Below are 25,572 nucleotides of genomic sequence, written 5' to 3'. Positions count from 1 at the left end.
GGACCCCGCGCTCGCCCCGAGGAGGCCGACGCAGAGCGCGAGCATGGCCGGCCGGCGCGCGCCGAGGCGGAGGGCGGGGCGAGCGTGGCGCGCCTCCCGCGCCTTCGTGCTGGTGCGAAGCTGCATGATCGATCTCCTGAGGGGTTGATATCGAATCGTGATCTGGCCTTTACTGTGGCATTAAGTCTTGCGGCAGAGCAAATATGACCACAGATTTCGTCCCAAATAATGGACGTTGCTGCGGAAAAGCGGGCGTCCAATCACGAAAAGATCACAAACACAGGCAGTTACCCGGACGTAATAAAACACCGGGCGCCGCGGTCGTGATCGCGGCTGCGAGACGACGCAGCGACGGTCACGACGCGCGGCGCCCGGTGTTCCTCCCCGGTGCGCGGCGAGCCGCTCAGCGGCTCAGATCTCTAGTCCCTCAAGCAGATCGGTGACGAGGGCGGCGATCGGGCTGCGCTCGCTGCGGGTGAGCGTGACGTGCGCGAACAGCGGCCGGCCCTTGAGCGCCTCGATGACCGCGGCGACCCCGTCGTGCCGTCCGACCCGCAGGTTGTCGCGCTGGGCGACGTCGTGGGTGAGCACCACCCGGGAGTTCTGCCCGATCCGGGAGAGCACGGTGAGCAGCACGTTGCGCTCCAGCGACTGGGCCTCGTCGACGATGACGAACGCGTCGTGCAGCGAGCGCCCGCGGATGTGGGTCAGCGGCAGCACCTCGAGCAGCCCCCGGTCGATGACCTCCTCGACGACCTCGGTGGAGACCACCGAGCTGAGCGTGTCGAAGACCGCCTGGGCCCAGGGCCCCATCTTCTCGGCCTCCGTGCCGGGCAGGTACCCCAGCTCCTGGCCGCCGACGGCGTACAGCGGCCGGAAGATCAGCACCTTGCGGTGCTGGCGCCGCTCCATCGTCGCCTCGAGCCCGGCGCACATCGCGAGCGCCGACTTGCCGGTGCCGGCGCGGCCGCCGAGGCTGACGATGCCGATGTCCGGGTCGAGCAGCAGGTCGAGGGCGATGCGCTGCTCGGCGCTGCGGCCGTGCAGCCCGAACGCGTCGCGGTCGCCGCGCACGTGCCGGATGGCGCCGTCGGGGGCGACGCGGCCCAACCCGCTGCCGCGGGTCGAGTGCAGCACGAGGCCCGTGTTGCACGGCAGCTGGGCGGCCTCGTCGCTGACGACCCGGCCCTGCTCGTAGAGCGTGTTCATGTCGGCCTCGGGGATCGTCAACTCGGCGATCCCCGTCCAGCCGGTGTCGACGGCCAGCTCGGCGCGGTACTCCTGCGCGTCGAGGCCGATCGCCGACGCCTTGATGCGCATCGGCAGGTCCTTGCTGACGACCGTCACGTCGGCGCCCTCGGCGGCGAGGTTGGCGGCCACCGCGAGGATGCGGGAGTCGTTGTCGCCAAGCCGGAAACCGACCGGCAGGCCCGCGACGTCGCCGTGGTTGAGCTCGACGTGCAGGGTGCCGCCGGCCTCGCCGATCGGCACGGGCCGGTCGAGCCGGCCCGCCTTGATCCGCAGCTCGTCGAGCATCCGCAGCGCGGACCGGGCGAAGTAGCCCAGCTCCGGGTGGTGCCGCTTGCCCTCGAGCTCGGTGATGACGACGACCGGGAGCACGACGTCGTGCTCGTCGAACCGCAGGATCGCCCGCGGGTCCGAGAGCAGCACCGAGGTGTCGAGCACGTACGTCTTGCGGCCCTCGCCGTCGTCGGCGGCGAGGTCGGAGTCGGTTTGCGCCACCGCCTCCGGGGCGCCGGACTCACCGGACTCACCGGGGCGACGCCGGCCGCCCGGCCGTCCTTGCGGGCGACGCGCGGGTGCCTCCGGTGTCTCGCGGCGGTCCCGGGTGGTCGCCCTGGCCTGCGTCGCGGTCGCGTCGAGGTCGGTCGCGAATGAACGCCGCTGTGCCGGCATGGCCACTCCTGCGCGTCCCGGTCGGGGTCACCGATCGGGACGCCGGGACGTGAGGGTGCCGATCGGACGCTGACAGAACCGACGGTACGGGCAGGTGCGGGTTCACCGCGAGTGCGCCGCGGCGCGTCGCCCATCGTTCACCGGGCCGATACACCCTCGTCAGGCGGGCACGGACCGCCCGGCGGCCAGGGGCTCGGGGCCCAGCGGAGCGTCGACGAGGTCGGTGCGCGAGCGCCAGAGCCGCCACACCGCGTAGCCCATGATGACCGCGCCGAGCACGGCGGATCCGTTGGACATCGCGACGTCGAAGGCGCTGTAGCCGACGAGAAAGATCGTCGCCCAAACGGCGGCCTGCACGCTGCGGCGGGAGGCGGTGGTGGCGCCGAGCAGGGCGAGCACCGGCAGCACGTACCACGGCTGCACAACCGGGCCGCCGACGACGAAGGCCGCGAAGGCAGCGGTCACGGCGCCGATCGGGTGCCGCGGCGCGACGCGCAGGGCGAGCCAGCCGATGGCGCCGATCGTCGCGAGGGTGCCGAGCGTCTGGGCGACCCGCACGGCGACCCCGGCCGCCTGGGTGAACCCCAGGAGACCGAACAGCACCTCGCCGATCGAGCCGGTCAGGGTCGAGGGCGCGAGCAGCGAGCGCATCTGCATGGGGATCGACATGTTGTGCACCCAGCCCCAGCCCAGGCCGCTGAGCGCGGTGAGGGCCGTGAAGGCGGCGAGCGAGACGATCCCGACCTTGACCGCCTCCCGCAGGTACTGGCCGGTTGTGTGGTCGGCACCGAAGACGCGTCGAGTGGCGAAGACCGCGACCGCGATGAGCGCGAAGATCGCGGTCTGCTTGAAGCCGGCGGCGGCGGCGATCGTCACGCAGGCCCAGGCGATCCGGCCGTCGAGGGCGAGCAGCAGACCGACGGCGACGAGGGCGATCATCACGGAGTCGTTGTGGGCGCCGCCGACGAGGTGCATGAGCACGAGCGGGTTGAGCACGCCGAGCCAGCGCGCCCCCTGTTCGGACCGCCCGAGCCGGGCCGCGAGCCGGGGCAACGCGATCGCGAGGACCGCGACGGCGAGCACGGCCGGCACCCGCATCGCCACCGCGGCGACGTAGGCGTTGCCGAACGTGAGGTCGACGACCGTGTGCTGCATCTGCAGCGCCAGCGGACCGTAGGGCGCGGGAGTGAACAGCCAGACCGGGTCGACGTTGTCGGCGAACTCGCCGGGCACCGAGATGGGGCCGGTCGTGTACGGGTCCATGCCGCGGCCGACGATGAGGCCCTGGGCCGCGTAGCTGTAGGCGTCGCGGCTGAACAGGGGCGGCGCGAGCAGCAGCGGCAGGCTCCACAGAAACCACGCCGAGGTCGGCGCGGTGGGCCGGTCGGGCGTGGGACGCAGCCGCAGCCAGGCGTGCAACAGCAGCGCGAGGCCACCGAGAATGAGGCCGGTGCTCAGCACGCGGCCGGCGCCGTCCTCGAGCCACTGCAGGCCGAGCCGGTCGAGCACCCACAGGTCGGGCGGCAGGAACGCCGGGGTCATCGCGGCGACGGCGAGCAGCATCATGCCCCACACGCCGTGGCGCACGTAGACGAAACTCCAGGCGAGGCGCAGGTCGGCGATCGCCAGGCGCCACCAGGAGACGCCCTGGGCCCACCAGCCGTCCAGGCGCGCCCGCGGCTCGGGTCGCTGCTGGGTGGAGGTGGTGTTCGTCGTGTTGCCGATCGTCGGTCGCGTGGGCGTGGTCGCGGCGCGCTCGCGCCGGCCACCGGTCGGCCGCTCGTCCAGTTGGGTCACGCCCCCGGACCACTCCTCTCCCGCTTCTCGTCGCGGGCTGGGCACGGCGACGACACGGACAGCTGCTGCACACTCGAACGGCTACGCCCCCGCATCCGTTCGCTTAGACGTGTGGATTTGCTCACCAGTGTCCAGCAGACGCTCGATGATGTCTATTCAAACGCCATACATCCTTTGCGCATGGGTTTTCCGGGTACATCCGGGCAGAGTCGGGCAGGCGCAGGCAGATGTGGGCGCGTCCAGTGTCATGAGCCGAACCGGCGCTCCCGGTCGGCGTAGGCCCGCAGCGCGCGCAGGAAGTCGACCCGGCGAAAGTCCGGCCAGTACGCCTCGCAGAAGTAGAACTCGCTGTGCGTCGACTGCCACAGCAGGAAGCCGCCGACCCGCTGCTCCCCCGAGGTGCGGATGACGAGGTCGGGGTCGGGTTGACCCTTCGTGTACAGGTGCGCCGCGATGTGCTCGATCCGCACCAACGCCGCGACCTCCTCGAGCGTGCGGCCCTGCGCCGCCGCCTCCCGCAGCATGCCGCGCACGGCGTCCGCGATCTCCTGACGGCCGCCGTAGCCCACCGCGATGTTCACGACGAGCCCCTGCACGCCCGTCGTCGACGCCGCGGCCGCCGTGAGCCGGGAGGCGGTGCGCTCCGGCAGCAGGTCGACGGCACCGACGATGTTGAGGCGCCACCGCTGGTGCAGCGCGAGCTGTTCGACGACGTCCTCGATGATCGCCAGCAGCGGCGCGAGCTCGTCGGGCGAGCGGTTGAGATTGTCGGTCGACAGCAGCCACAGCGTGACGATCTCGATCCCGAGATCCTCGCTCCACTGCAGGAACGGCTCGATGTTGTCGGCACCGGCCCGGTGGCCCTCGGCCGTGCCGGCTCCCTTCTCCCGGGCCCAGCGGCGGTTGCCGTCGAGCATGACCCCGACGTGCCGCGGGAGCCGATCCGCCGGCAGGTCACCGATGAGCCGACGCTCATAGGCGCTGTACAGCAGATGAGACAGGTCCACGCACGCCCTCCCCTCGCACCCGACTGCACGCATCGCTCGGCGCTCAACCTACCTCCGCGGCGCGCGCCGACCGGCCAAGCACGACGGGGCGGATGCGCTCGGATTTGTCAACGCGCCGAACGACACCCGCGCGTCGGAGGGCGGCGGTCGACGCGTCGCGCGGCGCGTCGGCGCTTTCTCGGCGGCGCGTCGCGGACGCGGTTACGACCGGGGCGCGCCCCCGCCCGGACGTCCGAAGCGTTCACCGCCTGGCCGTCCGGCACACCCCAGCCGTTCGCTAACCTACGGTTGCGTAAGTTAGTCTCAAGTCATGGTCAGCCACGCTCGCGACACCGCGCCCCACCACGGGCCTGACCGATCGCAGGAGTTCTGCGACGAGCACGAGACCCTCGACCGGGTGCGCACGCACGCCGGGGACGCCGTGCAGGAACTACGCGACGGGCGCCTCGGCTCGGCGATCGAGTCGGCCGCCGAGATCGTCGATGCCGTCCGCCCGCGGCTGCGGGGCTGGCTGCACGCGACCGCGTTCCCGCTGGTCGTCCTCGCCGGCCTCGCGCTCGTCGCCACCACCCCGACCGAACGCGGCCGCATCGGCGTCGCGATCTTCGTCGCGACCGCCGCGCTCCTCTTCGGCACCTCCGCGCTCTACCACCGCGGCCGCTGGCGGCCACCGGCGCACCGACTCCTCAAGCGGCTCGACCACGCGAACATCTTTCTCATCATCGCGGGCACGTACACCGCCTTCGCGATGACGCTGCTGCCCACCGGCCAAGCCCGCACGCTGCTGATCATCATCTGGGTCTGCGCGTGCGCCGGGGTCGTCTTCAAGGTCTGCTGGGTGTCGGCGCCGCGCTGGCTGTCGACACCGATCTACATCGGCCTGGGCTGGGTCGCGATCTTCTACGTCGAACCGTTCTACCGCTCCGGCGGCGCGCTGGTGCTCGGCCTCATCGTGGCCGGCGGCGTGCTGTACACCCTCGGCGGCATCGTCTACGGGCTGCGTCGCCCGGACCCCTCGCCGCGGCTGTTCGGCTTCCACGAGATCTTCCACGCGCTGACGATCGCGGCGTTCGCCGCGCACTTCGCCGCCGCGGCCGTGGTCGTCTCCTCCGGCTCCGCGCTGCAGACCTGACCGCGGCGGCGCCGCTCCGTCCCGCACTGCACACCGAAAGGCGCCGCAGCGCACCGCGACAAAGCGACAACGCGCGGCGCGAGCCGTCACGAGCCTGCCGAGCCGGGCTCAGCGCTCGCGGGTCGGCTCGGTCGCGTCCTTGGGATAGCCGGCCGCCAGGCTCCGCGGCCGGGTCTGCACCGACTCATCCGAGTCGTCAGGGTCGTCCGAGCCGTCAGAGTCGACCGATCCGGCCGCTCGCTCCCCGCCGGCATCGACCTCACCCGGGGCGGCTGCCGCGCCGCCCGTCGCGCGCGCCTCCCGGGCGGCCTGGGCCCGGGCGCGCTCGCGCTCCTCCTGGTAGGCGACGTTGCGCAGGTGCTTGTTCATGTTCCGCATGAGCAGCCAGAGCGCGCAGCCGAGCAGGAATGCCGCGAGAAAGCCGCCCAGCCCCGCGCTGATGCTCTGGTTGTAGTTGCCCATGTCAGGCCTCCTTCTCCTTGATCTCGTCGTACACGACGGGAAGCTCACCGGCCAGCGCTCGGGCCGCCAGGTCGTCGGCGTTCCGGCCGTCACCGAGCCCGGCGAACAGGTCGTCCTCGCCGTCGGCGATCGGCACGTACGACAGCGCCGCCTCGAAGTCCTCGGTGGGCCACACCTCGCGCTCGACGTCCAGCGGCACGCCGAACCAGGTGCCGTCGGGGTCGATCTGCGTCGCGTGCGCGAGCAGGGCCTGGTTGCGCGTCTCGAAGTGGTCACCGACCGGCACGCGGGTGGTCGTCGGCCGGTCGATCCGGTCCTTCCAACGCTCCATCCACTGCTCGAACGGCGACACCTGCCCGCTGGCGAGGATCGCCTCGTGGAAGGCGCGCACCCGGGCCCCCGACAGGGTCTGGTTGTAGTAGAGCTTGAGGGGCTGCCACGGGGCGCCGGCCTCCGGGAACGCGCTCGGGTTGCCCGCCGCGCGGAACGCGGCGACCGTGACGACGTGGCACATGATGTGGTCGGGGTGCGGGTACCCGCCGTCCTCGTCGTAGGTCGTGACGACGTGCGGGCGGAACTCGCGGATGACCCGCGCGAGCGCCTCCGAGGTGACCTCGATCGGTTGCAGGGCGAAACACCCGTCCGGCAGCGCCGGCAGCGGGTCGCCCTCGGGCAGTCCGGAGTCGACGAACCCGAGCCAGGCGTGCCGCACGCCGAGGATCTCCTGGGCGCGGGCCATCTCGCGGCGCCGGAAGGCCGGCAGGTCGGCCATGACGTCGGGGTCGTCCTTGAGCCGCGGATTGAGCACGTCACCACGTTCGCCGCCGGTGCACGACACGACCAGAACGTCGTCGCCGCGCGCGACGTAGTGCGCCATGGTCGCGGCACCCTTGCTCGATTCGTCGTCGGGGTGGGCGTGCACGGCAAGCAGTCGCAGGGGTTCGCTCACGCAGTGGGCTCCTCGGGGGTATCGGTGCAGGTGACTGCGGTGACGGGTCGGCTCGCCCGGGCGGCACCAGGCGACGCTGCCGCCCATTGTGTCACCGCGCCCCGACACGACCCTTCGGCGGCGCCTCGGCGCGCGCGCGTACAGTGACGGCGTGGCCCCCCGTGACGACCCGCGCGAGCACCGCAGCGCCAGAGCCGGCTCGAGCACCGACCCGGCTCCCGGCGAGCACGGTGTGCCTGGTGTGCCTGGTGAGCACGGCGTCGAGTCGCTGGAGTCGGAGGAGTCGCTGGAGTCGCTGGAGTCGGAGGAGGTGCGGGCCGGCACCGGCCCACGCATCCGGGAGGCGTGGCGCTCGCTGAGCGCGGCCCGCCGCCGGTTCGTCGTCGTCGGCGTGATCCTCGGGCTCCTCGGCACCGCGGTGGGGGTGTGGTTCGCGCTGGCGGCGACGGCCACGAAACCGAACTGGCGGGACGTCTCGTATGACGTGGTCGACGACCAGACCGTAGACGTGCGGTTCGAGGTGACCAAGCCGCGGGACATGACGGCCGTGTGCACCGTGCTGGCGCAGGAGACCAACCACGGCGTCGTCGGCCGCATGCAGGTGACCGTTGGGCCGTCCGGCCAGCTCAGCACCATCACGCAGACGCGGATCCGCACGACGAGCCTCGCCGTGATCGGCACGGTACGCACCTGCGCCGAGCAGTGACGGGCCGTCGACCGGTGGGTGGGCCGCCCCGAACGGCGTGAATTCCGGCTGGTCGCAGGGCCGCGCGGCGCTCCGCGAGGGTCTGGCTCGAGCCCGTTGACGCCGGGACTTGCATGCCGTGCCGCCGTCGGGGGCATATAGTCGGATACTTCAACGTCCTGCGCCGCCGGGATGTCGAGCGCCCGCGGGGAATACCCGTGGGTCCGCTGCCCGCCAGCGGTCGACATCATCCGTGACCAACGGGCAGGCCGACAAAGCGGCACCCGCGCCAACCGCGGGCCCGACCGCAGCACACTGCAGCAATGCACAGGCGACCGCCACGCAGAGGCCGTGGCGGTCGTGACGCATATCACCAAGGAGTAGTCCCGTGTCCGAAGTCCCGACCCAGTCGAGCTACCTCACCCAGGAGGCGTACGACCGCCTCAAGGCGGAGCTCGACAGTCTGTCGAGCGAGGGCCGCACCGAGATCTCGAAACGAATCGAGGCGGCCCGTGAGGAGGGCGACCTCAAGGAGAACGGCGGCTACCACGCGGCCAAGGAGGAGCAGGGCAAGATGGAGGCCCGCATCCGCCAGCTCACACAGCTTCTCGAGCACGCCGTCGTCGGCGAGCCGCCGCCGGACGACGGTGTGGTCGAGCCCGGCATGGTCGTCACCATCGACATGTTCGGCGACGAGATGCGCTTCCTGCTCGGCAGCCGCGAGATCCAGGGCGAGGACATCGACGTCTACTCGGAGAAGTCGCCGCTCGGTGGCGCCATCATGGGCAAGAAGGCCGGCGACGAGGCCACCTACGAGGCCCCCAACGGCAAGATGATCACCGTCAAGGTGCTCGCGGCCAGCCCCTACCGCGGCTGACGACGCGCCGCCCGCGGCCCCGCCTGCGACACGCGGCCCGCGCCCACCCGGGTGCGGGCCGCGTTCACGTCCCGGCTCGCGTCACAGATACCGGCGCGCCCCCGCATACTCCTTGTCGACGTCGAACCGATCGAGGTCGATGAGCTCGACGTTGCGGGCGGAGTTCGGCGAGTGCAGGATCTTGCCGTCTCCGGCGTAGATCGCGACGTGGTGCACGCGCCCCACTCCCCCGGGCCCGGCGAAGAACACGAGGTCACCGGGTCGCAGGTTCTCGCGGGCGACCGCCTCCCCGGAGCGTGACTGCGGCCCGGAATCGCGCGGGATCGTGATGCCGTGGGCGCGGAACACCGAGTACGTGAACCCGGAGCAGTCGAACCCGAAGGCCGAGACGCCGGCCCACAGGTAGCGCAGCCCGAGGAAGCGGCTGCCGGTGTCGACGATGTCCTGGCCGCTCGGGCGGGGCAATTGCTGGTCGGGCGTGCGCACGTCGACGTCCCCGGCGCTCACCCAGCGGCGCGACCCGTCGGGCAGCGCCACCTTGACGCGGCCGGGCCGGGAGCCGACGACCGGCAGCTCGGTGTTGAAGCTGATCTCGGTCGTACGGTTACGGGCGGCGGCGTCCTTGGTGAGCCAGGTCGTCAGGCCGGTGACGACGGCCCGTCGCCCGGTGGCGCGCAGCGTGTCGTAGCTCGTGTTCTCGACGAGCTGCACCGCAGGCACCCAGCCCGGGTAGCCGCGTTCGTCGCGCGGCGTCGGCTGCCCCTCGACGACCACCTTCACCCAGTCGCCGTCGACGGCCGTCACCTGAACCGGCGTGCCCAGCAGCGCCTGGGTCTCGAGTTTGCCGCCGTCCGAGAGCCATTCCCGGGAGGCGGTGTGTTGCAGGTTGAGGTTCCAGGCCCGCAGGTCCACGGGGTTGCTCAGCGCGGGGGCGTCGATCGCTCGCGCCAGGCCCGGCTGGGACCACAGCGTCGCGACCGCGACGCCGACGAACGCAAGATCGCCGACGGCCAGGGAGTTCTCGCGCTGACCGGAGGCGGTGTCAGACGTGGCGGACGCCGCCGAGGCGGCGGGCGCGAACCCGGCCGCGAGCACGCCGAGCACGGCGGCGCCGCAGACGACCGTCAGCGGGGAGCGCGCGAACCGGGCCCGCGGGCGACTCGACAGTGGCACGGTCATGGGGTTTCCTCTCGTCGGGGTGCACCCGGCTCCCGCAGCAGACGGCCCCCCGGCCGGTCGAGGCGGTCTCGTCGGGCGGGAACGCAGCGGCCCGCGCGCCCGACGACCTCTTGCGCAGTGTGCCGCACCCGCCGCGCCGCAGCCGGTCAGCCACGCGCACGCCACGGGAAGTTCGGCGCAGGAAGTTCGGCGCAGGAAGTTCGGCGCAGGAAGTTCGCCACGGGAAGTTCGCCACGGGAAGTTCGGCGCGGGAAGTTCACGGCCGCTTCGCGCGTTGAGCGGGACATGTTCGGATTCGGCCGCACGACGACGATGGTCAGCCCGCAGGACGCCCTGCCCGGGCGCGAGACGCCGATGGCGGGCCTGGCGCCGCGCCACCTCGTGCTCGACGCACCCCTGGACGGGCCGTTTCCGCCCGGCGCCCAGACGCTCTACCTCGCGATGGGCTGCTTCTGGGGAGCCGAGCGCATCTTCTGGCGGGTGCCCGGGGTGATCTCCACCGCGGTCGGCTACACCGGCGGCTACACGCCCAACCCGACGTACGAGGAGACCTGCACCGGTCGCACCGGCCACACCGAGGCGGTCCGCGTGGTCTACGACCCGGCTCGGGTGAGCGCCGCCGAGCTGCTCAAGGAGTTCTGGGAGAACCACGACCCGACGACTGCGAACCGTCAGGGCAACGACGTCGGCACCCAGTACCGCTCGGCGATCTACTGGACCACCGAGGAGCAGCGCGACGCGGCGTTCGCCACCCGCGACGCCTTCCAGGCCGAGCTCGACCGGCACGGCTACGGCGCCATCAGCACCGAGCTGGGCCCGTTCGCGGCGAGCGACGGTGACCGTGGGGCCGGCCCGTTCTACCTCGCCGAGGACTACCACCAGCAGTACCTGCAGAAGAACCCCGGCGGCTACTGCAACCACGGGCCGAACGGGCTCACCTGCCAGATCGGGCTGCTGCGCCAGGACGAGGTGCCCGCGCAGACGTCGGTGGAACCCCCCGCCTGAGCTCACGGCAGGCCCATACCCCCGTGGGTATGATGGGCGTTCGGCACCGGCGAGGAGGAAACATGCAACTGGACCCCACCGACATGGAGGTCGTCACCCGCCGGCTCAAGCGCGCCCAGGGTCAACTCGGTGGCATCGTCAAGATGATCGAGGAAGGCCGCGATTGCCGCGACATCGTCACGCAGCTCGCCGCCGTCAACAGGGCCCTCGACCGCGCCGGCTTCGCGATGATCTCCATCGGTATGCGCCAGTGCCTGACCGCGCAGGACGACTGCGAGGCGCTCGACGTCGAGGCGATGGAGAAGCTCTTCCTCTCGCTCGCCTGATCACAGCGAAATCGCAGCGAACGGCTCAGGCGTGCGAACGCTGCTGCGCCGACAGCGGCGTGACCTCGTAGCCCTGCAGCCGCGCCCAGTCGGTGACGGCCTCCGCCTCCGCCTCCCAGTCGCGCGCGGGGTTCATCATCGCCACCTCGAGGTGGGTCGCCACGCTCGGCTGCACGGCGTAGAGCAGGTGCGGCGTGCGCTGCCGGCGGGCCCGCCGGTTGAGCAGCACGCGGTACGGCACGAGGGCGCTCGCGCGCAGCACGCCGCGCACGCCGGGGACGAAGTCGCCCGGGAGGCCGAAGAAGAACTCGGTGCCGCGGTAGGGCACGACCCCCTGGTACAGCAGGCACGTCTCATGATCGAGGTAGCGATTGCGGAACGGCCGCATGCACTGTTCGAAGATGTCGCGGTCGGCGCGCAACGGCCCGACGCGCGCCGCGAACGTGCTCGCGACCGAGAGCACGTGGATCCACGTGTCGTCCCCCACCACTCGGTCCGGCAGCGGCCGCCACCCCCGCGGCAGGCCGTGCAGGCGCTGTTGCGCGGGGTCGTCGTAGTCGGTGGGCCGGGAGCCGGTGAGCGCGAAGTACGACGCCTCCGGCAGCGCCCGGGCACCCTCGATCAGCGTCGTGAACGCGTGCTCGACGAGCAGGTAGTCGTCCTCGACGTAGGCGACGATGTCGTCGTCGCTCCAGCCATACTTCTGCGGCATGTCGAGGCCGTAGCGATAGCTGTCGCGCATGCCGACCGGACCGTCCGGAATCTGCAGCACCCTGCCGCAGCGCTCCATGAAGTTCAGGCGCAGCCGCGGGATCGGGCCGTCGTTGACGAAGAACACCTCGATGTCTTCGACCTCACTGGCCGCGCGGGCCGCGCGCACGAACGACGCGACGACCAGGTCTTTCGAATAGAACTCGGGGCGCCCCTTGTCGTTGTCTCCCCCGTACGAGCGCAGCACGACTTTCAAGCCCATGTATCCGTCTTTCCCCCCGCGGCGCGTGCGTAACGCCGCTACCAGCAATCCCATTCGACGGTAGCACGGTGGGTGGACAACACCGGCAGACCGACGTATACGCCGCCCGCGGCTAGACTGGCGCCCGGTTCGGGACTGCGCCCGCGCCAGGGGGCTTCACGCACGTCACGGGCATATCAGGGGGAGAAGACCGTGGGAAAACTGCTCAGCGCCATGCGCAAGGGCGGATGGAACCTGGGCGACCAGATCCTGTCGGCGGCCAGCAACGTGCTGTTGTCGATCGTCGTCGCCCGGTCGGTCGACGCGCCCACCTTCGGGGCGTTCTCCGTCGCGTTCGTCGTCTTCGGCATCGGCATCGCCCTGACTCGCTCGGTGGTCGGCCAGCCGCTGCAGATCCGGTACGCCGCAGCCGATCCCGACCGCCAGCGGGAGGCGGTGGCGCGCTCGCACGGGCTCGCGGTCGTCCTCGGCGTGATCGGCGGCATCGCGTGCGCCGTCGCCGCGCTGCCCGCCTCCGGCGCCCTGGAGGCCGCGCTGCTCGCGCTGTCCGTGTGTCTGCCCGGGTTGCTCCTGCAGGACTCCCAGCGCCTCGCGTTCTTCGCCATCGGCAAGGCCTGGGGTGCCGTCGTCATCGACACGATCTGGACCGTCGTGCAGTTCGGCGCGCTCGCCGTGCTGATCCTCGCCGGCCGCACCCACGTGCACGAGCTGATCCTCGCCTGGGGCGCCTCGGCGGCGCTCGCCGCAATCGTCGGCATGGTGCTGCTCAAGGCGGTGCCGCGGCTGGGCGCCGGATGGGCCTGGCTCGTCGAGGTGCGCGACCTCGTGCGCTACCTGCTCGCCGAGTACTTCCTCGGCCTGGGGGCCTCGCAGTTCTCGACCCTGCTCGTCGGCGGCATCGCCAGCCAGCAGGCGGTCGGCTCGATCCGCGCCGCCCAGACCCTCCTCGGCCCGCTCAACGTGCTCGGCGGCGCCTGCTTCAACTTCACGGTGCCCGAGATCGCCCGACGCACCCACCTCACCGCGCAGCAGCGGCTGCTCGCCGGCCACGCCGTCTCCGGGGTGATGGGCAGCGCGACGATCGTCTACGTGGCGGTGCTCCTGGTCATCCCCGACTGGCTGGGGGTCGAGTTGTTCGGCGACTCCTGGGCGGGCGCCGCGGGCGTGCTCGTGCCGCTCGGCATCTCGTCGCTGTTCTCCTCGCTGGCCAACGGCCTCGCCGGGGTGCTCTACGGGCTGGGTCGCGCCGCGGTCACCTTCCGCATCAACCTCTCCAAGACGCCGGTCATCATCATCGCCGTGCTCGGCGGCGCCTACCTCGGCGACGCGGTCGGCGCGGCCTGGGGCATGGCGTTCGCCGAGGCCTTCGTGTTGCCGCTGTGGTACCGCGCCTTCCGCCGCGCCGCCCGCGAGACCGCCCCCGAGCTCCAGCCCGAGCACGGAGCCGGCGGTCAGCCGGCCGCCTCGGATGCCTCGGATGCCTCGGATGCCTCGGGTGCCTCGGCCGCAGACGCTCCGGCCGCCGGACCGAGCGCGGTGACCGGTGACGCCGCAGTGCCCGCCCCGCGCAGCGCCGACGAGCCCGACGAGCCCGCATCGACCGGCGACGAGCGCGCATCGACCGGCGGCGAGCGGAACCCTCCGCGCCCGCGGCCGCGTTGACCGACAGGCCGAGGAGTTCGCAGTGAACCGGGTCGGCCGAGACCGGGAAGGATGGGCATGAGCCTGCTGCGCAGGACACGACACGTGGCCGCGGCGGCCGCCCTCGGAGGCGGTCTCGGCGCGGCGGGCCTGGGCGCCGCCGGCCTCGTCGGGTACGGGGTGCTCAAGGCCGAGGCGCGCATCGCCCGGCGTACCGTCGGCAAGCCGTTCGAGGAGGCCCCGGACGATTCCGACACCTACGGCACCGGTCACGGCCCGGCCCTCGACCTCGTCGTGCTCGGCGACAGCCTCGCCGCGGGGCTCGGCGCCGACTCGCGCTTCGAGACGATCGGCGGCGTCCTGGCCGTCGGCGTCGCGGCGTTGACCGGCCGCCCGGTGCGGCTGACCAACGTCGCGCAGGTGGGCGCCGAATCCTCATGGCTCGCGGGGCAGGTCGACCGCGCCCTGGAGGCGGTACCGAGCGCTCACGTCGCGCTCGTCACGGTCGGCGGCAACGACGTGACGCATCTCATCGACCACAGCGAGTCCGTGCGCGACCTCGCGGAGGCGGTGCGCCGGCTGCGCGCCTCGGGCGCCGAGGTCGTCGTCGGCACCTGCCCGGATCTCGGCACCATCGAGCCGGTTCCGCAACCGCTGCGCTCCGTCGTGCGCATCCTCAGCCGCGACCTCGCTGCCGAGCAGACGGTGGCCGTCGTCGAGGCCGGCGGCCGCACCGTCTCCCTCGGCGACCTGCTGGCCCCCGACTTCTTGTCCAGTCCGGAGGTCATGTTCAGCACCGACCGGTTTCATCCCTCCGCGGCCGGATACGCCCGCGCCGCAGCGGCGCTCCTGCCCAGCGTGTGCGCTGCCCTGGGCCTGTGGCCCGACGAGACCGACCGCGACCCGGACCGCCTGCGCGGCGAGGGCGTCTCCTCGCTCGACGACGCCGCCGACCGCGCCGCCCGCTCCCCCGGCACCGAGGTGTCCCCGGCCACCGACCCGCGGCGCAGAGGTAGGGTGGCTCGGCTGCTGCGGCGTCGCCGACCCGACGGGCCTCCCCTGGAGGACGACGAGGCGGACGAGCCGGGCTCGCCACGCACCGGCGCCGGAATCTCCGGGTTTATCGGTTTGTGACATCCGGCCTGACCGGCCCGCGTGCGGCGATAGCATCGCGAGTGACCTGGACGTAACCTGCACGCCCGAGACTGGGAGGCACAGTGCCCGAAGCGGTGATCGTCTCGACCGCGCGCAGCCCCATCGGCCGCGCCGTCAAGGGATCCCTGGCGACGATGCATCCCGCCGAGCTGTCTGCGCAGGTGATCTCGGCCGCCCTGGGGCAGCTGCCGGGGCTCGACCCCGTCTCCATCGACGACCTGTACCTGGGGTGCGCCGAGCCGTGCGGCGAGCAGGGCTACAACCTCGCGCGTGTCGTCGCGGTGCGCCTCGGCCTCGACGGGCTGGCGGCCGCGACCATCAACCGGTTCTGCGCCTCGTCGGTGCAGACCACCCGCATGGCCTACCACGCGATCAAGGCCGGCGAGGGCAACGTCTTCGTCAGCGCCGGCGTCGAATGCGTCTCGCGCTACCCGCAGTCCGGCACGCCCCTGTCGTCCCCCGACCTGCAGGACCCGGCCTTCGCTCCGGCCGCCGAGCGCACCGCCCGTATCGCCGCGCAGAACGCCACGTGGACCGACCCGCGCGACGAGGGGCTGCTGCCCGACGTCTACATCGCGATGGGCCAGAGCGCCGAGAACGTCGCGACGCTGCGCGGGGTGAGCCGGCAGCGCCAGGACGAGTGGGCCGTGACCAGCCAGAACCGCGCCGAGCAGGCGGTCGCCGACGGTTTCTTCGCGCGCGAGATCACGCCGGTGACGCTGCCCGACGGCTCGGTCGTCGCCACCGACGACGGCCCCCGGCCCGGCGTCACGCTGGAGAAGATCGCCGCACTGGAGCCGGTCTTCCGCGAGCACGGCACGGTCACCGCGGGCAACTGCTGCCCGCTCAACGACGGTGCCGCCGCGCTCGTCGTCATGAGCGACATTCGCGCGAAGGAGCTCGGGCTGACCCCGCTGGCGCGGATCGTGTCGACGGCGGTGAGCGGGCTGTCTCCGGAGATCATGGGGCTCGGCCCCGTCGAGGCCTCCCGCACCGCGCTGCGACGGGCCGGCATGTCGATCGGCGACATGGACCTCTACGAGATCAACGAGGCCTTCGCCGCCCAGGTGCTGCCGTGCGCCGACGACCTCGAGATGGACTTCGACAAGCTCAACGTGCACGGCGGCGCGATCGCCCTCGGCCACCCGTTCGGCGCCACCGGGGCCCGCATCACGACCACCCTCCTCAACGGGCTCGCCGCCCGCGACGCCCAGTTCGGCCTCGAGACCATGTGCGTCGGCGGCGGCCAGGGCATGGCCATCATCCTCGAACGCCTCTCCTGAGCGGGTTTCGCGAGCGGTCGCGGCGGTCCGCGCGGTCGCGACGGTCGGCGCGAGTCGTCCGCCTCCAGTTCGCGCGGCTAGCGGCCGGTTCGGGCCTGCACCCAGCACCTGTTTCTCCGCCCCGAGACGAACTTGGCCTACATACTCGCTCCGGGTCCCCTCGCAGGGATCTGACGCACGCCTGTGAGCAGCGCATTTACCGCGGCGTCCTGGCGAGACGGGCGAGTATGTATGCCGACCTCGTCTCGACCTCGTGCCGGGCTCCCGCGGACGGTCCGTGCGACCCGGTCGCTAGCCGACGTCTCGGCGCAGACGGGTCAGTTCGGGCTCCAGAATGTCGGCTTTGCCGGATGCCGCGAGGTCGTACGCCGTGACGGTGAGCTGATCGAGCAGCACGGCGGGCCCGAGGTCGGGCAGCTCGCCGGGGTGCGGCCCGGTGTCGGCGAAGCGCTGCGCCACCTCGCGCACGGCCGGGACACACTGAAGCGCCCGGTCCAGCGGCAGCTGTTGCCACCGCCGGGCCAGGCGCTCCAGTTCTCTCCGGGCCGCTGGGGGCACCGGGTCGGTCATGTCAGTCGCGGCCCTGCAGCTGCGCGACCAGGCGCAGGATCTCCAGGTACAGCCAGACGACCGTGACGAGCAGGCCGTGCGCGAGCAGCCAGCTGTAGTTCTGCGGCAGCTGCGCGGCGACCGCGCGGTCGATCGAGTCGAAGTCCATCGCCAGCGAGTACGAGGCGAGGCCGACGGCGAGGAAGGAGATGCCGATGGAGATCGGTGAACCGAAGGCGAAGAATCCCCAGCCGCTGTTGGCGCCGAAGATCCACGCCGCGCCGAGGTTGGCCAGCGCGAAGATCAGGTAGCCGAAGATCGCGAGGGTGAAGATGCGGCGCGACTTGCTGGTCACCTTGACGATGCCGAACTTCCAGCCGGCGAACATCGCGACGAACACCGACAGGGTGGCGACGACGGCGGTGGTGACGACGCCCGATCCGAACGCGTTGCCGTAGATGGTGGTGACCGAGCCGACGAGCAGGCCCTGGAAGAACGCGTAGGCCACGATGAGCGGCACGCTGATCGTCTTCTTCAGCGCGACCGCGAAGCCCAGCACGAGCGTGACGATGATGGAGGGGAGCATGATGGCCGGGCTGAGCCCGGGCACCACGAAGGAGACCGCGCCGGCCGTGACGAGCATGATGCCGAAGAGGCCGAGGGCCTTCATGACGACGTCGTCGACGGTCACGCGGCCGGTCTGCACCGGGCCGGCGGCCGGCTGGTTGTACATGTCGTCGAGCTGCCGGGCGCTCATGTCCTGCGGCTGGCCGTACTGGCCGTACTGGGGGGCCTGCTGGCCGTACTGCTGCTGGTTCGACTGCCCCCGTCCGAAGCTCGCGTAGCCGCCGCGGCGACTGACGTTGTCGATGCGGTCGAAGACCGGGTTGCTCATGTGGCTGATGCCTTCCACGTCTAGGGTCGCCTGCGGGCGATACGTTGCACGATTCGACGTTTATGACGCATCAACGGTTCCCGGCATTCCCGTGCAACCAGGGCGGTTGACGTGGGCTCGGGCCGCGAAGCGCCGGTCCGGCGGTCGCCTTCGCTCGCCGGGGGCGGTGAGCGATGTGTCCCCGACGGGACTCGAACCCGCACTGGTGCCATTTTAAGTGGCCTGCCTCTGCCGGTTGGGCTACGGGGACACACCCACGCTACAAGGCGAACGCACCCATTTGCTGCGCCCGCCTCCTCGCGAGGCGTTCCGCAGCGGCCGGCTACCACAGCCGCACCGCCGCGCCAACCACCCCGCCGCGCCCGCTCGGGCATCATCGAAGGCGTGGATCGCACCCTCCTGGCCGCCGAGATCGATCGGACCTGCCGCCTGCACGGATCGTTCACCCTGCGCTCGGGCCAGGTCGCGACCGAGTACTTCGACAAGTACCGCTTCGAGGCGCAGCCGACGCTTCTGCGGGCCGTCGCGCAGGAGATGGTGCCGCTGCTCCCCCCAAAGACTGAGGTGCTCGGTGGCCTGGAGCTGGGCGGCGTCCCGCTGGCCACGATGGTGAGTTCGCTGACTGGGCTGCCGACGCTCTTCGTGCGCAAGCAGGCCAAGGAGTACGGAACGCGCCGGCTCGCCGAGGGCGGCGACCCCCGCGGGCGCCACGTGACTCTCATCGAGGATGTCGTGACCACTGGAGGGGCGGTGCGCGCGGCCGTGCTCGCGCTCCGCGAACTCGGCGCGCGAGTCGACGTCGTCGTGTGCGCCATCGACCGCAGCGGTGTCACCGACGGGCCGTTGACCGACATCGGCCTGCAGACCCGGGCCCTCTTCACCAAGGCCGACCTCGACCGGGTTTGACGCGCGCGTCACCAGATGGCCTGACCGCACGTTCCGCACGAAGTTCTTCGTCGTCCAGCATTTGGATATATGCGAATCGCATACACTTGCGGCATGAGATCAGATCTGGAAACAGCGATCAACGAGTGGCACGCGAGCGTCAACGCGGGCGACCTGCAGCGATCCGCGAATGCGGTCGGCGACCCGATCGTCGTCCTCGGGCCGAAAGGCGCCGGCCCGATCACGTCGACGCAGTTCGCCGAGTGGGTCGAGCGCTCCGGGATCACGCTGATCCCGCGGTCGTGGCACCCGGTGAGCGAGCGCCTGATGGTCGTCGAGCAGGACGCGACCTGGCCTCAGGGCCCTCAGGGGCCGCAGAACGCGAAACCCGCGCGGGTGGCGACGGTCTTTCGCGCCTCCGCCGGCAAGATCACGGCCGCGCTGAGGTTGCCAGAACTCAGAACCGCTCTCAAGCTGGCGTACATCTGCCGCGAGATGGCGGCCACCGAATGAGCGACCCAGGCCCCGGGCAGGTCCTGTTCCGCTTCGTCCGACACTGGGCGCGCCGAGCCGTCGCAGCAGATGCGGGAGGCGAGCAGGGGCGGCTCGTGCTGGTCTGCGAGGCCGTCCACGCGCTCAGCCGGCGCGGATCCGCGGCCACCGTGAACGCCATCGCCCACGAGATCGGGATCGACCAGAGCGGAGCATCCCGGCTGATCAAGAGCGCCGAAGCAGCTGGCCACCTGACGACGGCGGCAGCCGCGGCCGACAGCCGACGCCGCGAGGCATCGCTGACGCCCGACGGCCGCCGGATGCTGGACGCGGCCCATCGGTGGCAGGAGTCCGTCTTCGCCGAGTTGACCACCGAGTGGAGCCAGGAGGAACGCATCGCCTTCCAGCGGGCGATGACCGCCTTGATGGAGCGCTCCTACGCGATGGGCGCACCAGCCAAGCCGACTCCTCGCTGAGCCGCTGGGAAGGCGTCGCCGGTCGATCCGGCGCCACAGGGGCGCCCGCGGACTGCAGCGAGTCACGTGCAGTGACCACTCGCGAGAGGTCACCTTCGTTGCGCTGTGCAACATCGCAGGTCACAGGGCCAGGAATGCACAAGACTATGTGCGGTGACCACTCGACGTGCGTCAAGCGGTCAATTCTCGAAGCACTTCCGCAAGTCTCGTACAGGTATTCTAATTGATGCCCTCCATCAGCTAGAATGGAGGAGCTGAAGAAGCTCCCTAAACCGCCTGAGGAGGTGCGTCATGCCCGGAAAGCGGCTCGGTGCGCCGACGGTTCTCGCCCGCGGCGAGTGGGGGGACGGGCTGTCGTGGGAGCTGCTGGAGCCGGGCATCACGGTCCTCGTGGAATTCGACCCGCGGGAGTCCGGTCCCGGGAGCGCTCGGGAAGTGACCAGCCCGGAGGAGACCAGCCCGTCGCGGCGGGCTCGCTTCGCCCGCGCTGCCGCAGCTGAGACGACCACTGCTCAGTCGACTACTGCTCAGACGACCCCTGCCGAGGCATCCCCCGCCGAAGCGACCACTGTCGAGGCGACCTCCGTCGAGGCGACTGCGGCTCAGACGACCGCGGCCCAGACGACCGCGGCCCAGACGACCGCGGCCCAGACGACCCCTGGCGAGGCATCCCCTGCCGAGGCGACCCCTGCGGAGATCTCGCTGTGGGAGCAGGCGCGGGAGATCACGGCCGCCATCGAGGCGCTCGAGCTGCAGCGCGCCGCAGTGCTGCGCGCACTCGTCGCCGAGCAGACCGCCTCCGACCTGGAACACCAGCGGTCCTTGGAAGCCGCGGGCGCACCGGCTGTGGCGCTGGCCGCCGGGCGTCGGCGCTCGGCCGCTCAGATCGAGGCCGACGCGCAGACGTGCGTCGTCGACACGGCGACCGTCACCGTCGGCGGCACCCGCACCGGCTGGCTGCTGCGGGTGCGGTTCGCTACGGCCGCAACCGAACTCACCACCCCGATCCAGGCGGCGGTCACCGACCGCGCGCTGGCCTTCGAGCAGGGGTGCGCGCTCGTGCGCGACACCGACGACCTCGACCTCACCGACGAGCAGCGCCAGGCGGTCGTCGACGCCGTCGTCGCGCACGCCCGCGCGCGGGCCGCGGCCACCGGCGCCCCCGTCGGGCAGGCCCTGTTCCGCGCGGCGATGCGCCGCGAGATCGGGCGGCACACCGACCGCGGCACCCGCCGCGCGCACAGCCTGGCCCAGCGCAACACCTGGGTCAGCAGTGCCGTCGACGGGGTCGCCACCTTCGGCGTCAGCGGCGCCGACGCCCGCTGCCTCGGGGCCCAGCGCCGGGTCGACGCCATCGCCCGCGCGATCAAGTCCGACGGCGACGAACGCACGCTCGCGCAGCTGCGCTCCGACGTCGCGCTCGACCTGCTCCTCTTCGGGCAGCCCGCACCCGACGCCCCGACGAGCGTCGACCACCCCGGCGATGTCGGGTGGCCCGCCGCGGTCGTCGACGTCGTCGTCTCGGCCGCCTCCCTGCTCGGGGTCACCGACGAGCCCGGCCTCGTCGACGGCACCCCGGTCGCGGCCGACGTCGTTCGCGAACTCGCCACCCGCGCCGGCACCGTGTGGCGGCGCATCGTCGCCGATCCCGTCACCGGCTACGCGATGGCGACGGTCGTCGACTCCATCCGCATCCCGGCCGACATGGCCCGGGCCGTGCGGGCCCGCGACGGAATCTGTCGGGCGCCCGGCTGCAACCGGCCCGCCGAATACCTCGATCTCGACCACGTCGTCGAGCGGCGCGACGGCGGACTGCACTGCGGCGAAAACCTCCAAGGCCTGTGCCGCCTGCACCACTCCAAGAAGACCCGCCGGCACTGGGCCGCGCGCATCCGCCCTGACGGCACCGTCACCTGGCTCCTGCCCGACGGTCGCGAATACACCACCTTCCCCATGGATTACCGCGACCTCGACCCCACCCTCGGAGCCGGTGTGCTCGCGCCCAATCCCCCGCCCGACCCCGACGATCCTGACGATCCTGACGATCCTGACGATCCCGACGCACCAGACGACGAATCGCCGTGGGCGCACTGCCCGCCGGCCGTCGAACCCGGCGACCTCGTCGATCTGCGCCTGCGCGCGCTCGCCCTCGCCCGCGAGGTGCGCGAGCTGCGCGAGCAGCTCGACCGCGAACGCGACGAGCACCGCCGCGCGACCGCCGACCTACTCGCCTACCGCGCAGCCCACCCGCCGTTCTGATCGCCGCCGTGCTGATCGCTGCCGTGCTGACGGTCGCCGTGCGAGCCGCACACACCCGCCCCGTCCGCCGCTGCGCCGCCCGCAGTCAACCTACCCACTGACTCCAGCCTCACTCGCGCAGACGCGCGATCGCGGCGTCGAGCATCTGTTCGGTGAGCTTGCCGGTGAAGGTGTTCTGCTGGCTCACGTGATAGCAACCGACGAGCCGCAGCGGGCGGCCGTCGGGCAGGCCCAGTTCCGCCACCGCGCTGTGCCCGAACCGAGGCTTGGGGCGCGGGATCCGCCAGCCGAGGCGACGGCCCGCGGCGAGCAGCGCGTCCCAGCCGACCTGGCCCAGCGCGAGCACGCTGCGCACCGACGGCAGCAGCAGCTCCAGCTCCCGGTCCAGCCAGCCCCCGCACGTCGCGCGCTCGGCCGGAGTCAGCGCGTTCGCCGGCGGCGCGCACCGCGCCGTCGCCACGATGCGCACGCCGCGCAGCTCCAACCCGTCGCCGGCGGCGACGCTGCTCGCCTGCGTCGCGTACCCCGCGCGGTGCAGCGCCGCGTAGATCCAGTCGCCGGAACGGTCTCCGGTGAACATGCGGCCCGTGCGGTTCGCGCCGTGCGCGGCCGGCGCCAGCCCGATGACCAGCGCCGACGGGTGCTCGTCGCCGAATCCCGGAGCCGGTCGCCCCCAGTACGGCTCGCCGCGCCACGCCGCGCGCTTGGCTACCGCAACCTGTTCGCGCCACTCGACGAGCCGGGGACAGGCGCGGCACACGCTGATCCGGGCGTCGAGTTCCGGCAGGCCGGGCGCGCCCGCGGCGAGCTCGCGCACCGTCTCCGCGTCGTGCGCCACCGGAGTCCGAGCGGTCGCCGGATCGCCCGGCCAGCCCGTGCCCGTCGCCACCGGCGAGGCGAACGCGCCCCCGGCCACCGGGTGCGGCAGCAGAACTGCCGACGACCCCGCCTCCGACGGCCCGGCGGTCATCGCGCCAGGCTCAGCGCGATGCCGTCGAGGATGTCGTGTTCGGAGGTGACCACCGACGTCAACCCGGCCCGCTGCGCGACCCGCCCGACGATGCGCGACCAGATGAGCGCCCCGGCGCCAATGACGTCGACGCGCCCCGGGTGCATGAACCCCAGGTCGGTGCGTTCCTGCGTCGACATGCCGAGCAGCTGCTCGCAGGCCGCCTGCACGGTCTGCACCGACAGCACGCTGCCGTGGATCGTGTCGCGGTCGTACCGGTCCAGGCCCAGCGCGTGCGCCGCCAGCGTCGTCACCGTGCCGGCCAGCCCCACCAGCGTCTCGACCTCGTCGAAGCCGACCGCCTCCTGCGCCACGTCGAGCGCCGCGTCGATCTCGGCCGTCGCCGCCTCGATCTGCCCGGCGGTCGCGGGGGCGTCGAAACCGAACCGCTCGTGGAAGCGCACGCAGCCGATGTCGACCGACCGCTGCGCCTGCACCCGGCCGTGGTCGCCGCGCACGAATTCCGTCGAGCCGCCGCCGAGATCGACGACGAGGTACGGACCGGCCACCCCGCGCGCGGGCAGCTCCCCGGTCGCGCCGTCGAACGACAGCTGCGCCTCCTGGTCGCCGGTGATCACCTCGGGCGCGATGTGCCAGCGCGCGAACGCCTCGCCCACCCCGGCGACGAACTCCGCCGCGTTCGAGGCGTCCCGCGACGCCGAGGTCGCGACGAACCGCACCCGGTCCGCCCCGAGTTCGGCGCACTGCGCGGCGTATTCGCGGGACATCGCGAGCGTGCGTGCCATCGCGTCGGGCGCGATCGAGCCGGTGGCGTCGAGCCCCTGCCCGAGGCGCACGACCTCCATCCGGCGCACCACCTCCTCCGGCGGCGCGTCGTCGCGTAGATCGGTCACGAGCAGGCGGATCGAGTTCGTGCCGCAGTCGACGGCGCCGACGCGCATGAGCGCTCCCTTCGCTTCGGATCGGACCCGTCGCCGATTCGAGTAGTTCGACCCGGTGCGCGGGATCGTCACGAGACTACGCTGAGGCGATGTCCGGTTACGGCGCTCCCATCCCGCCCTACGAGCCACCCGACGGCGCCGACACGCGCGGGTCGAACACCGGTCAGCCCCAGCCGCTCCCGGCGTCGAACGACGACCTGCGCGCGCTCCTGGAGGAGCAGCGCGCCGAGATCGGCAAAGCTGCGCTCCCGTTCCCGCTGGATCCTCGTCATCGCGTGCATCGCGGCCCTGAACAGCTGCAACGCCTCGAGCGACAGGAGCAGCGGTCCCGACGAGAGCACGTCGTCGCAACTGCGGCAGTCGCAGGAGTCGGTGAATCAACTCACCGACGAGGTGCGTCAGCTCCAGCAGCAGGTCAGCGACCTCAGCGAACGGCTACCCTCCGCCAACCGGACGGGTTGAGCGCACCCCGGGCTCCGGGGACACCGGGAACTCACCGGAGGCTGGCTCCAAGGGGGTTCAGCGTCAGGCCTGCTCGGCGTCAGACCTGCTCGGCTTCGGGGGGCTCGACGCACGGGCCGGCGCGCCACCATGGGTCGAGGACGGCGAGCACCTCGTCGCCGAGCGGGTTGACGCCGGGGCCGACGGCGAGCGCGTGCGCGGCGAGCACGTGCAGGCACTTCACCCGACGCGGCATGCCGCCGGCGCTGACGCCGGCGATCTCCGGCACGTCGCCGAGCTCGGCCCGCCTCCGCAGGTAGTCCTCGTGCGCGGCCGCGTACGCATCGGCCAGCGCCTCGTCGGCGGCGAGCCGGTCGGACATCTCGCGCATGAGGCCGGTGGACTCACATGTGCTGATCGCGCCGGTCAGGCGCGGGCACGTGGCGTAGAACGTCGTCGGAAACGGGGTGCCGTCCGCCAGCCGCGGCGCGGTCGTCACGACGTCCGGGTTGCCGCACGGGCAGCGGTGCGCCACCGCCTCCACCCCGCGGGCGGGCCGGCCGAGTTGGGCGCTCACGGCCGCCAGGTCGGCGTCGGATACCGGCTCCTGAGACCGAGATTCGCTCACGGCCCCGTCCCCTCGCTCGTCCCCTCGCTCGTCCCTGAGGTGCCGTTCGCACCCGTGCCCGAGGTGCCGGACGAATCGGCGGTGCCCGACGGAGCGCTCGAGCCGGTCGGGTCGCTCGTGCCGCCCGCCCCGCTCGTGCCACCGGGAGATGGTGTGGAGCCGGGCTGCTCCCCCACGGGCGACAGCTCGACGGTCTTGTCGACGTCGGGCCGGTCGGCGATGACGATCGAGCTCCACATCTTCCCGTACCAGGGGATCGAGTCGTCACCCTGATTGGGCACGACGACGCGGGAGCGCCCGGCCAGCGGGTCACCGAGGAGCTTCTCGGCGCCGATGACCTGGTACGACGTCTCGCCGGGGCGCACGAACTTCAGCCGGTCGCGGGCCTGCTGCTCGACGTACGCGGGGTCGTCCCACTGTTTGAGCTGCGCCTGCAGCTGCCCGATCGACTGCTCCTGGAGGGTGATGCGTTCGCTGAGCGCCGCGTACTCGGCGCGCTGCTGCAGGTAGGCCCGCAGGGTCGGCACGATCATGATCGCCAGCAGCACGAAGACCGCGCCGAGGGCCGCGAGGCGCCGCGTCGACCGGCGCGCGAACGGACCGCCCGCGGCCCGCCGCGAGCCCCCGCCGGAGCCGGAGCCGGAGGCG

General features: G+C 72.1%; 25 protein-coding genes and 1 tRNA gene. 12 read left to right on the top strand and 14 right to left on the bottom strand.

What is annotated here, in order from left to right; all coding sequences use genetic code 11:
- Window positions 1–411: 411 nt before the first annotated feature.
- From phoH2 to PINTE_RS11905, 3 genes are all read right to left on the bottom strand, one after another.
- Complete coding sequence (phoH2, locus tag PINTE_RS11915; RefSeq protein WP_245642921.1) at window positions 412–1,917, bottom strand: RNA 5'-3' helicase PhoH2; 1,506 nt, start codon at window positions 1,915–1,917, stop codon at window positions 412–414.
- Between the two features lie 159 nt (window positions 1,918–2,076).
- Window positions 2,077–3,714: a polyprenol phosphomannose-dependent alpha 1,6 mannosyltransferase MptB gene (mptB, locus tag PINTE_RS11910; protein ID WP_068430669.1), complete on the bottom strand. Its 1,638-nt coding sequence runs from the start codon at window positions 3,712–3,714 to the stop codon at window positions 2,077–2,079.
- Between the two features lie 245 nt (window positions 3,715–3,959).
- Window positions 3,960–4,721 carry an isoprenyl transferase gene (locus PINTE_RS11905; RefSeq protein WP_084343516.1) on the bottom strand — a complete coding sequence of 254 codons (762 nt, stop codon included), beginning with the start codon at window positions 4,719–4,721 and terminating at the stop codon, window positions 3,960–3,962.
- A gap of 310 nt (window positions 4,722–5,031) precedes the next feature.
- On the opposite strand from PINTE_RS11905, the gene trhA reads away from it, so the two are divergent.
- Window positions 5,032–5,853 carry a PAQR family membrane homeostasis protein TrhA gene (gene trhA, locus PINTE_RS11900; protein WP_084343515.1) on the top strand — a complete coding sequence of 274 codons (822 nt, stop codon included), beginning with the start codon at window positions 5,032–5,034 and terminating at the stop codon, window positions 5,851–5,853.
- 108 nt (window positions 5,854–5,961) lie between these two features.
- Here the strand turns inward: trhA and PINTE_RS11895 are convergent, their stop codons facing one another.
- The gene (locus PINTE_RS11895) at window positions 5,962–6,315 is read right to left on the bottom strand and encodes a hypothetical protein (RefSeq protein ID WP_068430663.1); all 354 of its coding nucleotides are present in this window, start codon (window positions 6,313–6,315) and stop codon (window positions 5,962–5,964) included.
- 1 nt (window position 6,316) lies between these two features.
- On the bottom strand, window positions 6,317–7,264 hold the full coding sequence (gene mca, locus PINTE_RS11890; RefSeq protein ID WP_068430660.1) for a mycothiol conjugate amidase Mca: 948 nt from the start codon (window positions 7,262–7,264) through the stop codon (window positions 6,317–6,319).
- A gap of 151 nt (window positions 7,265–7,415) precedes the next feature.
- Between mca and PINTE_RS11885 the strand changes: the two genes are divergently transcribed.
- The gene (locus PINTE_RS11885) at window positions 7,416–7,970 is read left to right on the top strand and encodes a DUF4307 domain-containing protein (RefSeq protein ID WP_169798514.1); all 555 of its coding nucleotides are present in this window, start codon (window positions 7,416–7,418) and stop codon (window positions 7,968–7,970) included.
- A gap of 367 nt (window positions 7,971–8,337) precedes the next feature.
- The gene (gene greA, locus PINTE_RS11880; RefSeq protein ID WP_068430654.1) at window positions 8,338–8,826 is read left to right on the top strand and encodes a transcription elongation factor GreA; all 489 of its coding nucleotides are present in this window, start codon (window positions 8,338–8,340) and stop codon (window positions 8,824–8,826) included.
- An 81-nt stretch (window positions 8,827–8,907) separates the two neighbouring features.
- Here greA and PINTE_RS11875 read toward each other — a convergent pair whose 3' ends face one another.
- Complete coding sequence (locus PINTE_RS11875; RefSeq protein ID WP_084343514.1) at window positions 8,908–10,005, bottom strand: C40 family peptidase; 1,098 nt, start codon at window positions 10,003–10,005, stop codon at window positions 8,908–8,910.
- Between the two features lie 285 nt (window positions 10,006–10,290).
- Here PINTE_RS11875 and msrA point away from each other — a divergent pair, with 285 nt between their 5' ends.
- Both msrA and PINTE_RS11865 read left to right on the top strand, forming a co-directional pair.
- Window positions 10,291–11,010, top strand: coding sequence for a peptide-methionine (S)-S-oxide reductase MsrA (gene msrA, locus PINTE_RS11870; RefSeq protein ID WP_245642920.1), 720 nt, complete (start codon window positions 10,291–10,293; stop codon window positions 11,008–11,010).
- 62 nt (window positions 11,011–11,072) lie between these two features.
- A complete protein-coding gene (locus PINTE_RS11865) occupies window positions 11,073–11,336 on the top strand; it encodes a metal-sensitive transcriptional regulator (protein WP_068430651.1) in 264 nt (87 codons plus the stop codon).
- Between the two features lie 25 nt (window positions 11,337–11,361).
- Here the strand turns inward: PINTE_RS11865 and PINTE_RS11860 are convergent, their stop codons facing one another.
- On the bottom strand, window positions 11,362–12,309 hold the full coding sequence (locus PINTE_RS11860) for a hypothetical protein (RefSeq protein WP_157087211.1): 948 nt from the start codon (window positions 12,307–12,309) through the stop codon (window positions 11,362–11,364).
- 192 nt (window positions 12,310–12,501) lie between these two features.
- On the opposite strand from PINTE_RS11860, the gene PINTE_RS11855 reads away from it, so the two are divergent.
- From PINTE_RS11855 to PINTE_RS11845, 3 genes are all read left to right on the top strand, one after another.
- Window positions 12,502–13,971 (top strand): MATE family efflux transporter, encoded by a 1,470-nt coding sequence (locus PINTE_RS11855; RefSeq protein WP_068430645.1) that lies wholly within the window; start codon window positions 12,502–12,504, stop codon window positions 13,969–13,971.
- Between the two features lie 57 nt (window positions 13,972–14,028).
- Complete coding sequence (locus tag PINTE_RS11850; RefSeq protein WP_068430642.1) at window positions 14,029–15,084, top strand: SGNH/GDSL hydrolase family protein; 1,056 nt, start codon at window positions 14,029–14,031, stop codon at window positions 15,082–15,084.
- A gap of 83 nt (window positions 15,085–15,167) precedes the next feature.
- Window positions 15,168–16,388, top strand: coding sequence for an acetyl-CoA C-acetyltransferase (locus tag PINTE_RS11845; RefSeq protein WP_068430639.1), 1,221 nt, complete (start codon window positions 15,168–15,170; stop codon window positions 16,386–16,388).
- Between the two features lie 291 nt (window positions 16,389–16,679).
- Here PINTE_RS11845 and PINTE_RS11840 read toward each other — a convergent pair whose 3' ends face one another.
- The 3 genes from PINTE_RS11840 to PINTE_RS11830 all read right to left on the bottom strand — a co-directional run bounded on the left by PINTE_RS11840 (window position 16,680) and on the right by PINTE_RS11830 (window position 18,082).
- Entirely contained in the window at window positions 16,680–16,958 is a 279-nt protein-coding gene (locus PINTE_RS11840) for a hypothetical protein (RefSeq protein ID WP_068430636.1), read from the bottom strand.
- A 1-nt stretch (window position 16,959) separates the two neighbouring features.
- Window positions 16,960–17,832 (bottom strand): Bax inhibitor-1/YccA family protein, encoded by an 873-nt coding sequence (locus tag PINTE_RS11835; RefSeq protein WP_068430672.1) that lies wholly within the window; start codon window positions 17,830–17,832, stop codon window positions 16,960–16,962.
- Window positions 17,833–18,008: 176 nt separating this feature from the next.
- A tRNA-Leu gene (locus PINTE_RS11830) sits at window positions 18,009–18,082 on the bottom strand.
- Between the two features lie 134 nt (window positions 18,083–18,216).
- On the opposite strand from PINTE_RS11830, the gene PINTE_RS11825 reads away from it, so the two are divergent.
- The 4 genes from PINTE_RS11825 (at window position 18,217) to PINTE_RS11810 (ending at window position 21,944) form a co-directional block, all read left to right on the top strand.
- Complete coding sequence (locus tag PINTE_RS11825) at window positions 18,217–18,738, top strand: orotate phosphoribosyltransferase (protein ID WP_245642919.1); 522 nt, start codon at window positions 18,217–18,219, stop codon at window positions 18,736–18,738.
- A gap of 93 nt (window positions 18,739–18,831) precedes the next feature.
- Entirely contained in the window at window positions 18,832–19,230 is a 399-nt protein-coding gene (locus tag PINTE_RS11820; protein ID WP_068430630.1) for a hypothetical protein, read from the top strand.
- A complete protein-coding gene (locus PINTE_RS11815) occupies window positions 19,227–19,685 on the top strand; it encodes a MarR family winged helix-turn-helix transcriptional regulator (RefSeq protein WP_068430628.1) in 459 nt (152 codons plus the stop codon). Before PINTE_RS11820 ends, PINTE_RS11815 begins: the two co-directional genes overlap by 4 nt.
- A gap of 291 nt (window positions 19,686–19,976) precedes the next feature.
- The gene (locus PINTE_RS11810; RefSeq protein WP_068430625.1) at window positions 19,977–21,944 is read left to right on the top strand and encodes an HNH endonuclease signature motif containing protein; all 1,968 of its coding nucleotides are present in this window, start codon (window positions 19,977–19,979) and stop codon (window positions 21,942–21,944) included.
- Between the two features lie 109 nt (window positions 21,945–22,053).
- Here PINTE_RS11810 and PINTE_RS11805 read toward each other — a convergent pair whose 3' ends face one another.
- The 4 genes from PINTE_RS11805 to PINTE_RS11785 all read right to left on the bottom strand — a co-directional run.
- Window positions 22,054–22,914, bottom strand: coding sequence for a uracil-DNA glycosylase (locus tag PINTE_RS11805; RefSeq protein ID WP_068430623.1), 861 nt, complete (start codon window positions 22,912–22,914; stop codon window positions 22,054–22,056).
- Window positions 22,911–23,855 carry a Ppx/GppA phosphatase family protein gene (locus PINTE_RS11800; protein ID WP_068430619.1) on the bottom strand — a complete coding sequence of 315 codons (945 nt, stop codon included), beginning with the start codon at window positions 23,853–23,855 and terminating at the stop codon, window positions 22,911–22,913. Before PINTE_RS11800 ends, PINTE_RS11805 begins: the two co-directional genes overlap by 4 nt.
- Window positions 23,856–24,396: 541 nt before the next feature.
- Complete coding sequence (locus PINTE_RS11790) at window positions 24,397–24,924, bottom strand: DUF501 domain-containing protein (protein ID WP_068430612.1); 528 nt, start codon at window positions 24,922–24,924, stop codon at window positions 24,397–24,399.
- Window positions 24,921–25,572: FtsB family cell division protein (locus PINTE_RS11785; RefSeq protein WP_169798513.1), on the bottom strand; the 652-nt coding region annotated here is incomplete at its 5' end. The genes PINTE_RS11785 and PINTE_RS11790, both read right to left, overlap by 4 nt.

This window comes from Piscicoccus intestinalis NBRC 104926 (genome assembly GCF_001515525.1).
Taxonomy (GTDB): Bacteria; Actinomycetota; Actinomycetes; order Actinomycetales; family Dermatophilaceae; genus Kineosphaera; species Kineosphaera intestinalis.
Note: the sequence above shows the minus strand (reverse complement) of the source record. Positions and strands in the feature narration are given on the sequence as shown.

Excerpts from the sequence above, each read along its gene's own strand:
- PINTE_RS11815 (WP_068430628.1), top strand. The coding sequence starts at position 19,227 with ATGAGCGACCCAGGCCCCGGGCAGGTCCTGTTCCGCTTCGTCCGACAC.
- PINTE_RS11895 (WP_068430663.1), bottom strand. The coding sequence starts at position 6,315 with ATGGGCAACTACAACCAGAGCATCAGCGCGGGGCTGGGCGGCTTTCTC.
- PINTE_RS11875 (WP_084343514.1), bottom strand. The coding sequence starts at position 10,005 with ATGACCGTGCCACTGTCGAGTCGCCCGCGGGCCCGGTTCGCGCGCTCC.
- trhA (WP_084343515.1), top strand. The coding sequence starts at position 5,032 with ATGGTCAGCCACGCTCGCGACACCGCGCCCCACCACGGGCCTGACCGA.
- PINTE_RS11860 (WP_157087211.1), bottom strand. The coding sequence starts at position 12,309 with ATGGGCTTGAAAGTCGTGCTGCGCTCGTACGGGGGAGACAACGACAAG.
- phoH2 (WP_245642921.1), bottom strand. The coding sequence starts at position 1,917 with ATGCCGGCACAGCGGCGTTCATTCGCGACCGACCTCGACGCGACCGCG.
- PINTE_RS11835 (WP_068430672.1), bottom strand. The coding sequence starts at position 17,832 with ATGAGCAACCCGGTCTTCGACCGCATCGACAACGTCAGTCGCCGCGGC.
- PINTE_RS11805 (WP_068430623.1), bottom strand. The coding sequence starts at position 22,914 with ATGACCGCCGGGCCGTCGGAGGCGGGGTCGTCGGCAGTTCTGCTGCCG.
- PINTE_RS11810 (WP_068430625.1), top strand. The coding sequence starts at position 19,977 with ATGCCCGGAAAGCGGCTCGGTGCGCCGACGGTTCTCGCCCGCGGCGAG.
- PINTE_RS11800 (WP_068430619.1), bottom strand. The coding sequence starts at position 23,855 with ATGCGCGTCGGCGCCGTCGACTGCGGCACGAACTCGATCCGCCTGCTC.
- PINTE_RS11840 (WP_068430636.1), bottom strand. The coding sequence starts at position 16,958 with ATGACCGACCCGGTGCCCCCAGCGGCCCGGAGAGAACTGGAGCGCCTG.
- PINTE_RS11820 (WP_068430630.1), top strand. The coding sequence starts at position 18,832 with ATGAGATCAGATCTGGAAACAGCGATCAACGAGTGGCACGCGAGCGTC.
- msrA (WP_245642920.1), top strand. The coding sequence starts at position 10,291 with ATGTTCGGATTCGGCCGCACGACGACGATGGTCAGCCCGCAGGACGCC.
- PINTE_RS11850 (WP_068430642.1), top strand. The coding sequence starts at position 14,029 with ATGAGCCTGCTGCGCAGGACACGACACGTGGCCGCGGCGGCCGCCCTC.
- PINTE_RS11865 (WP_068430651.1), top strand. The coding sequence starts at position 11,073 with ATGCAACTGGACCCCACCGACATGGAGGTCGTCACCCGCCGGCTCAAG.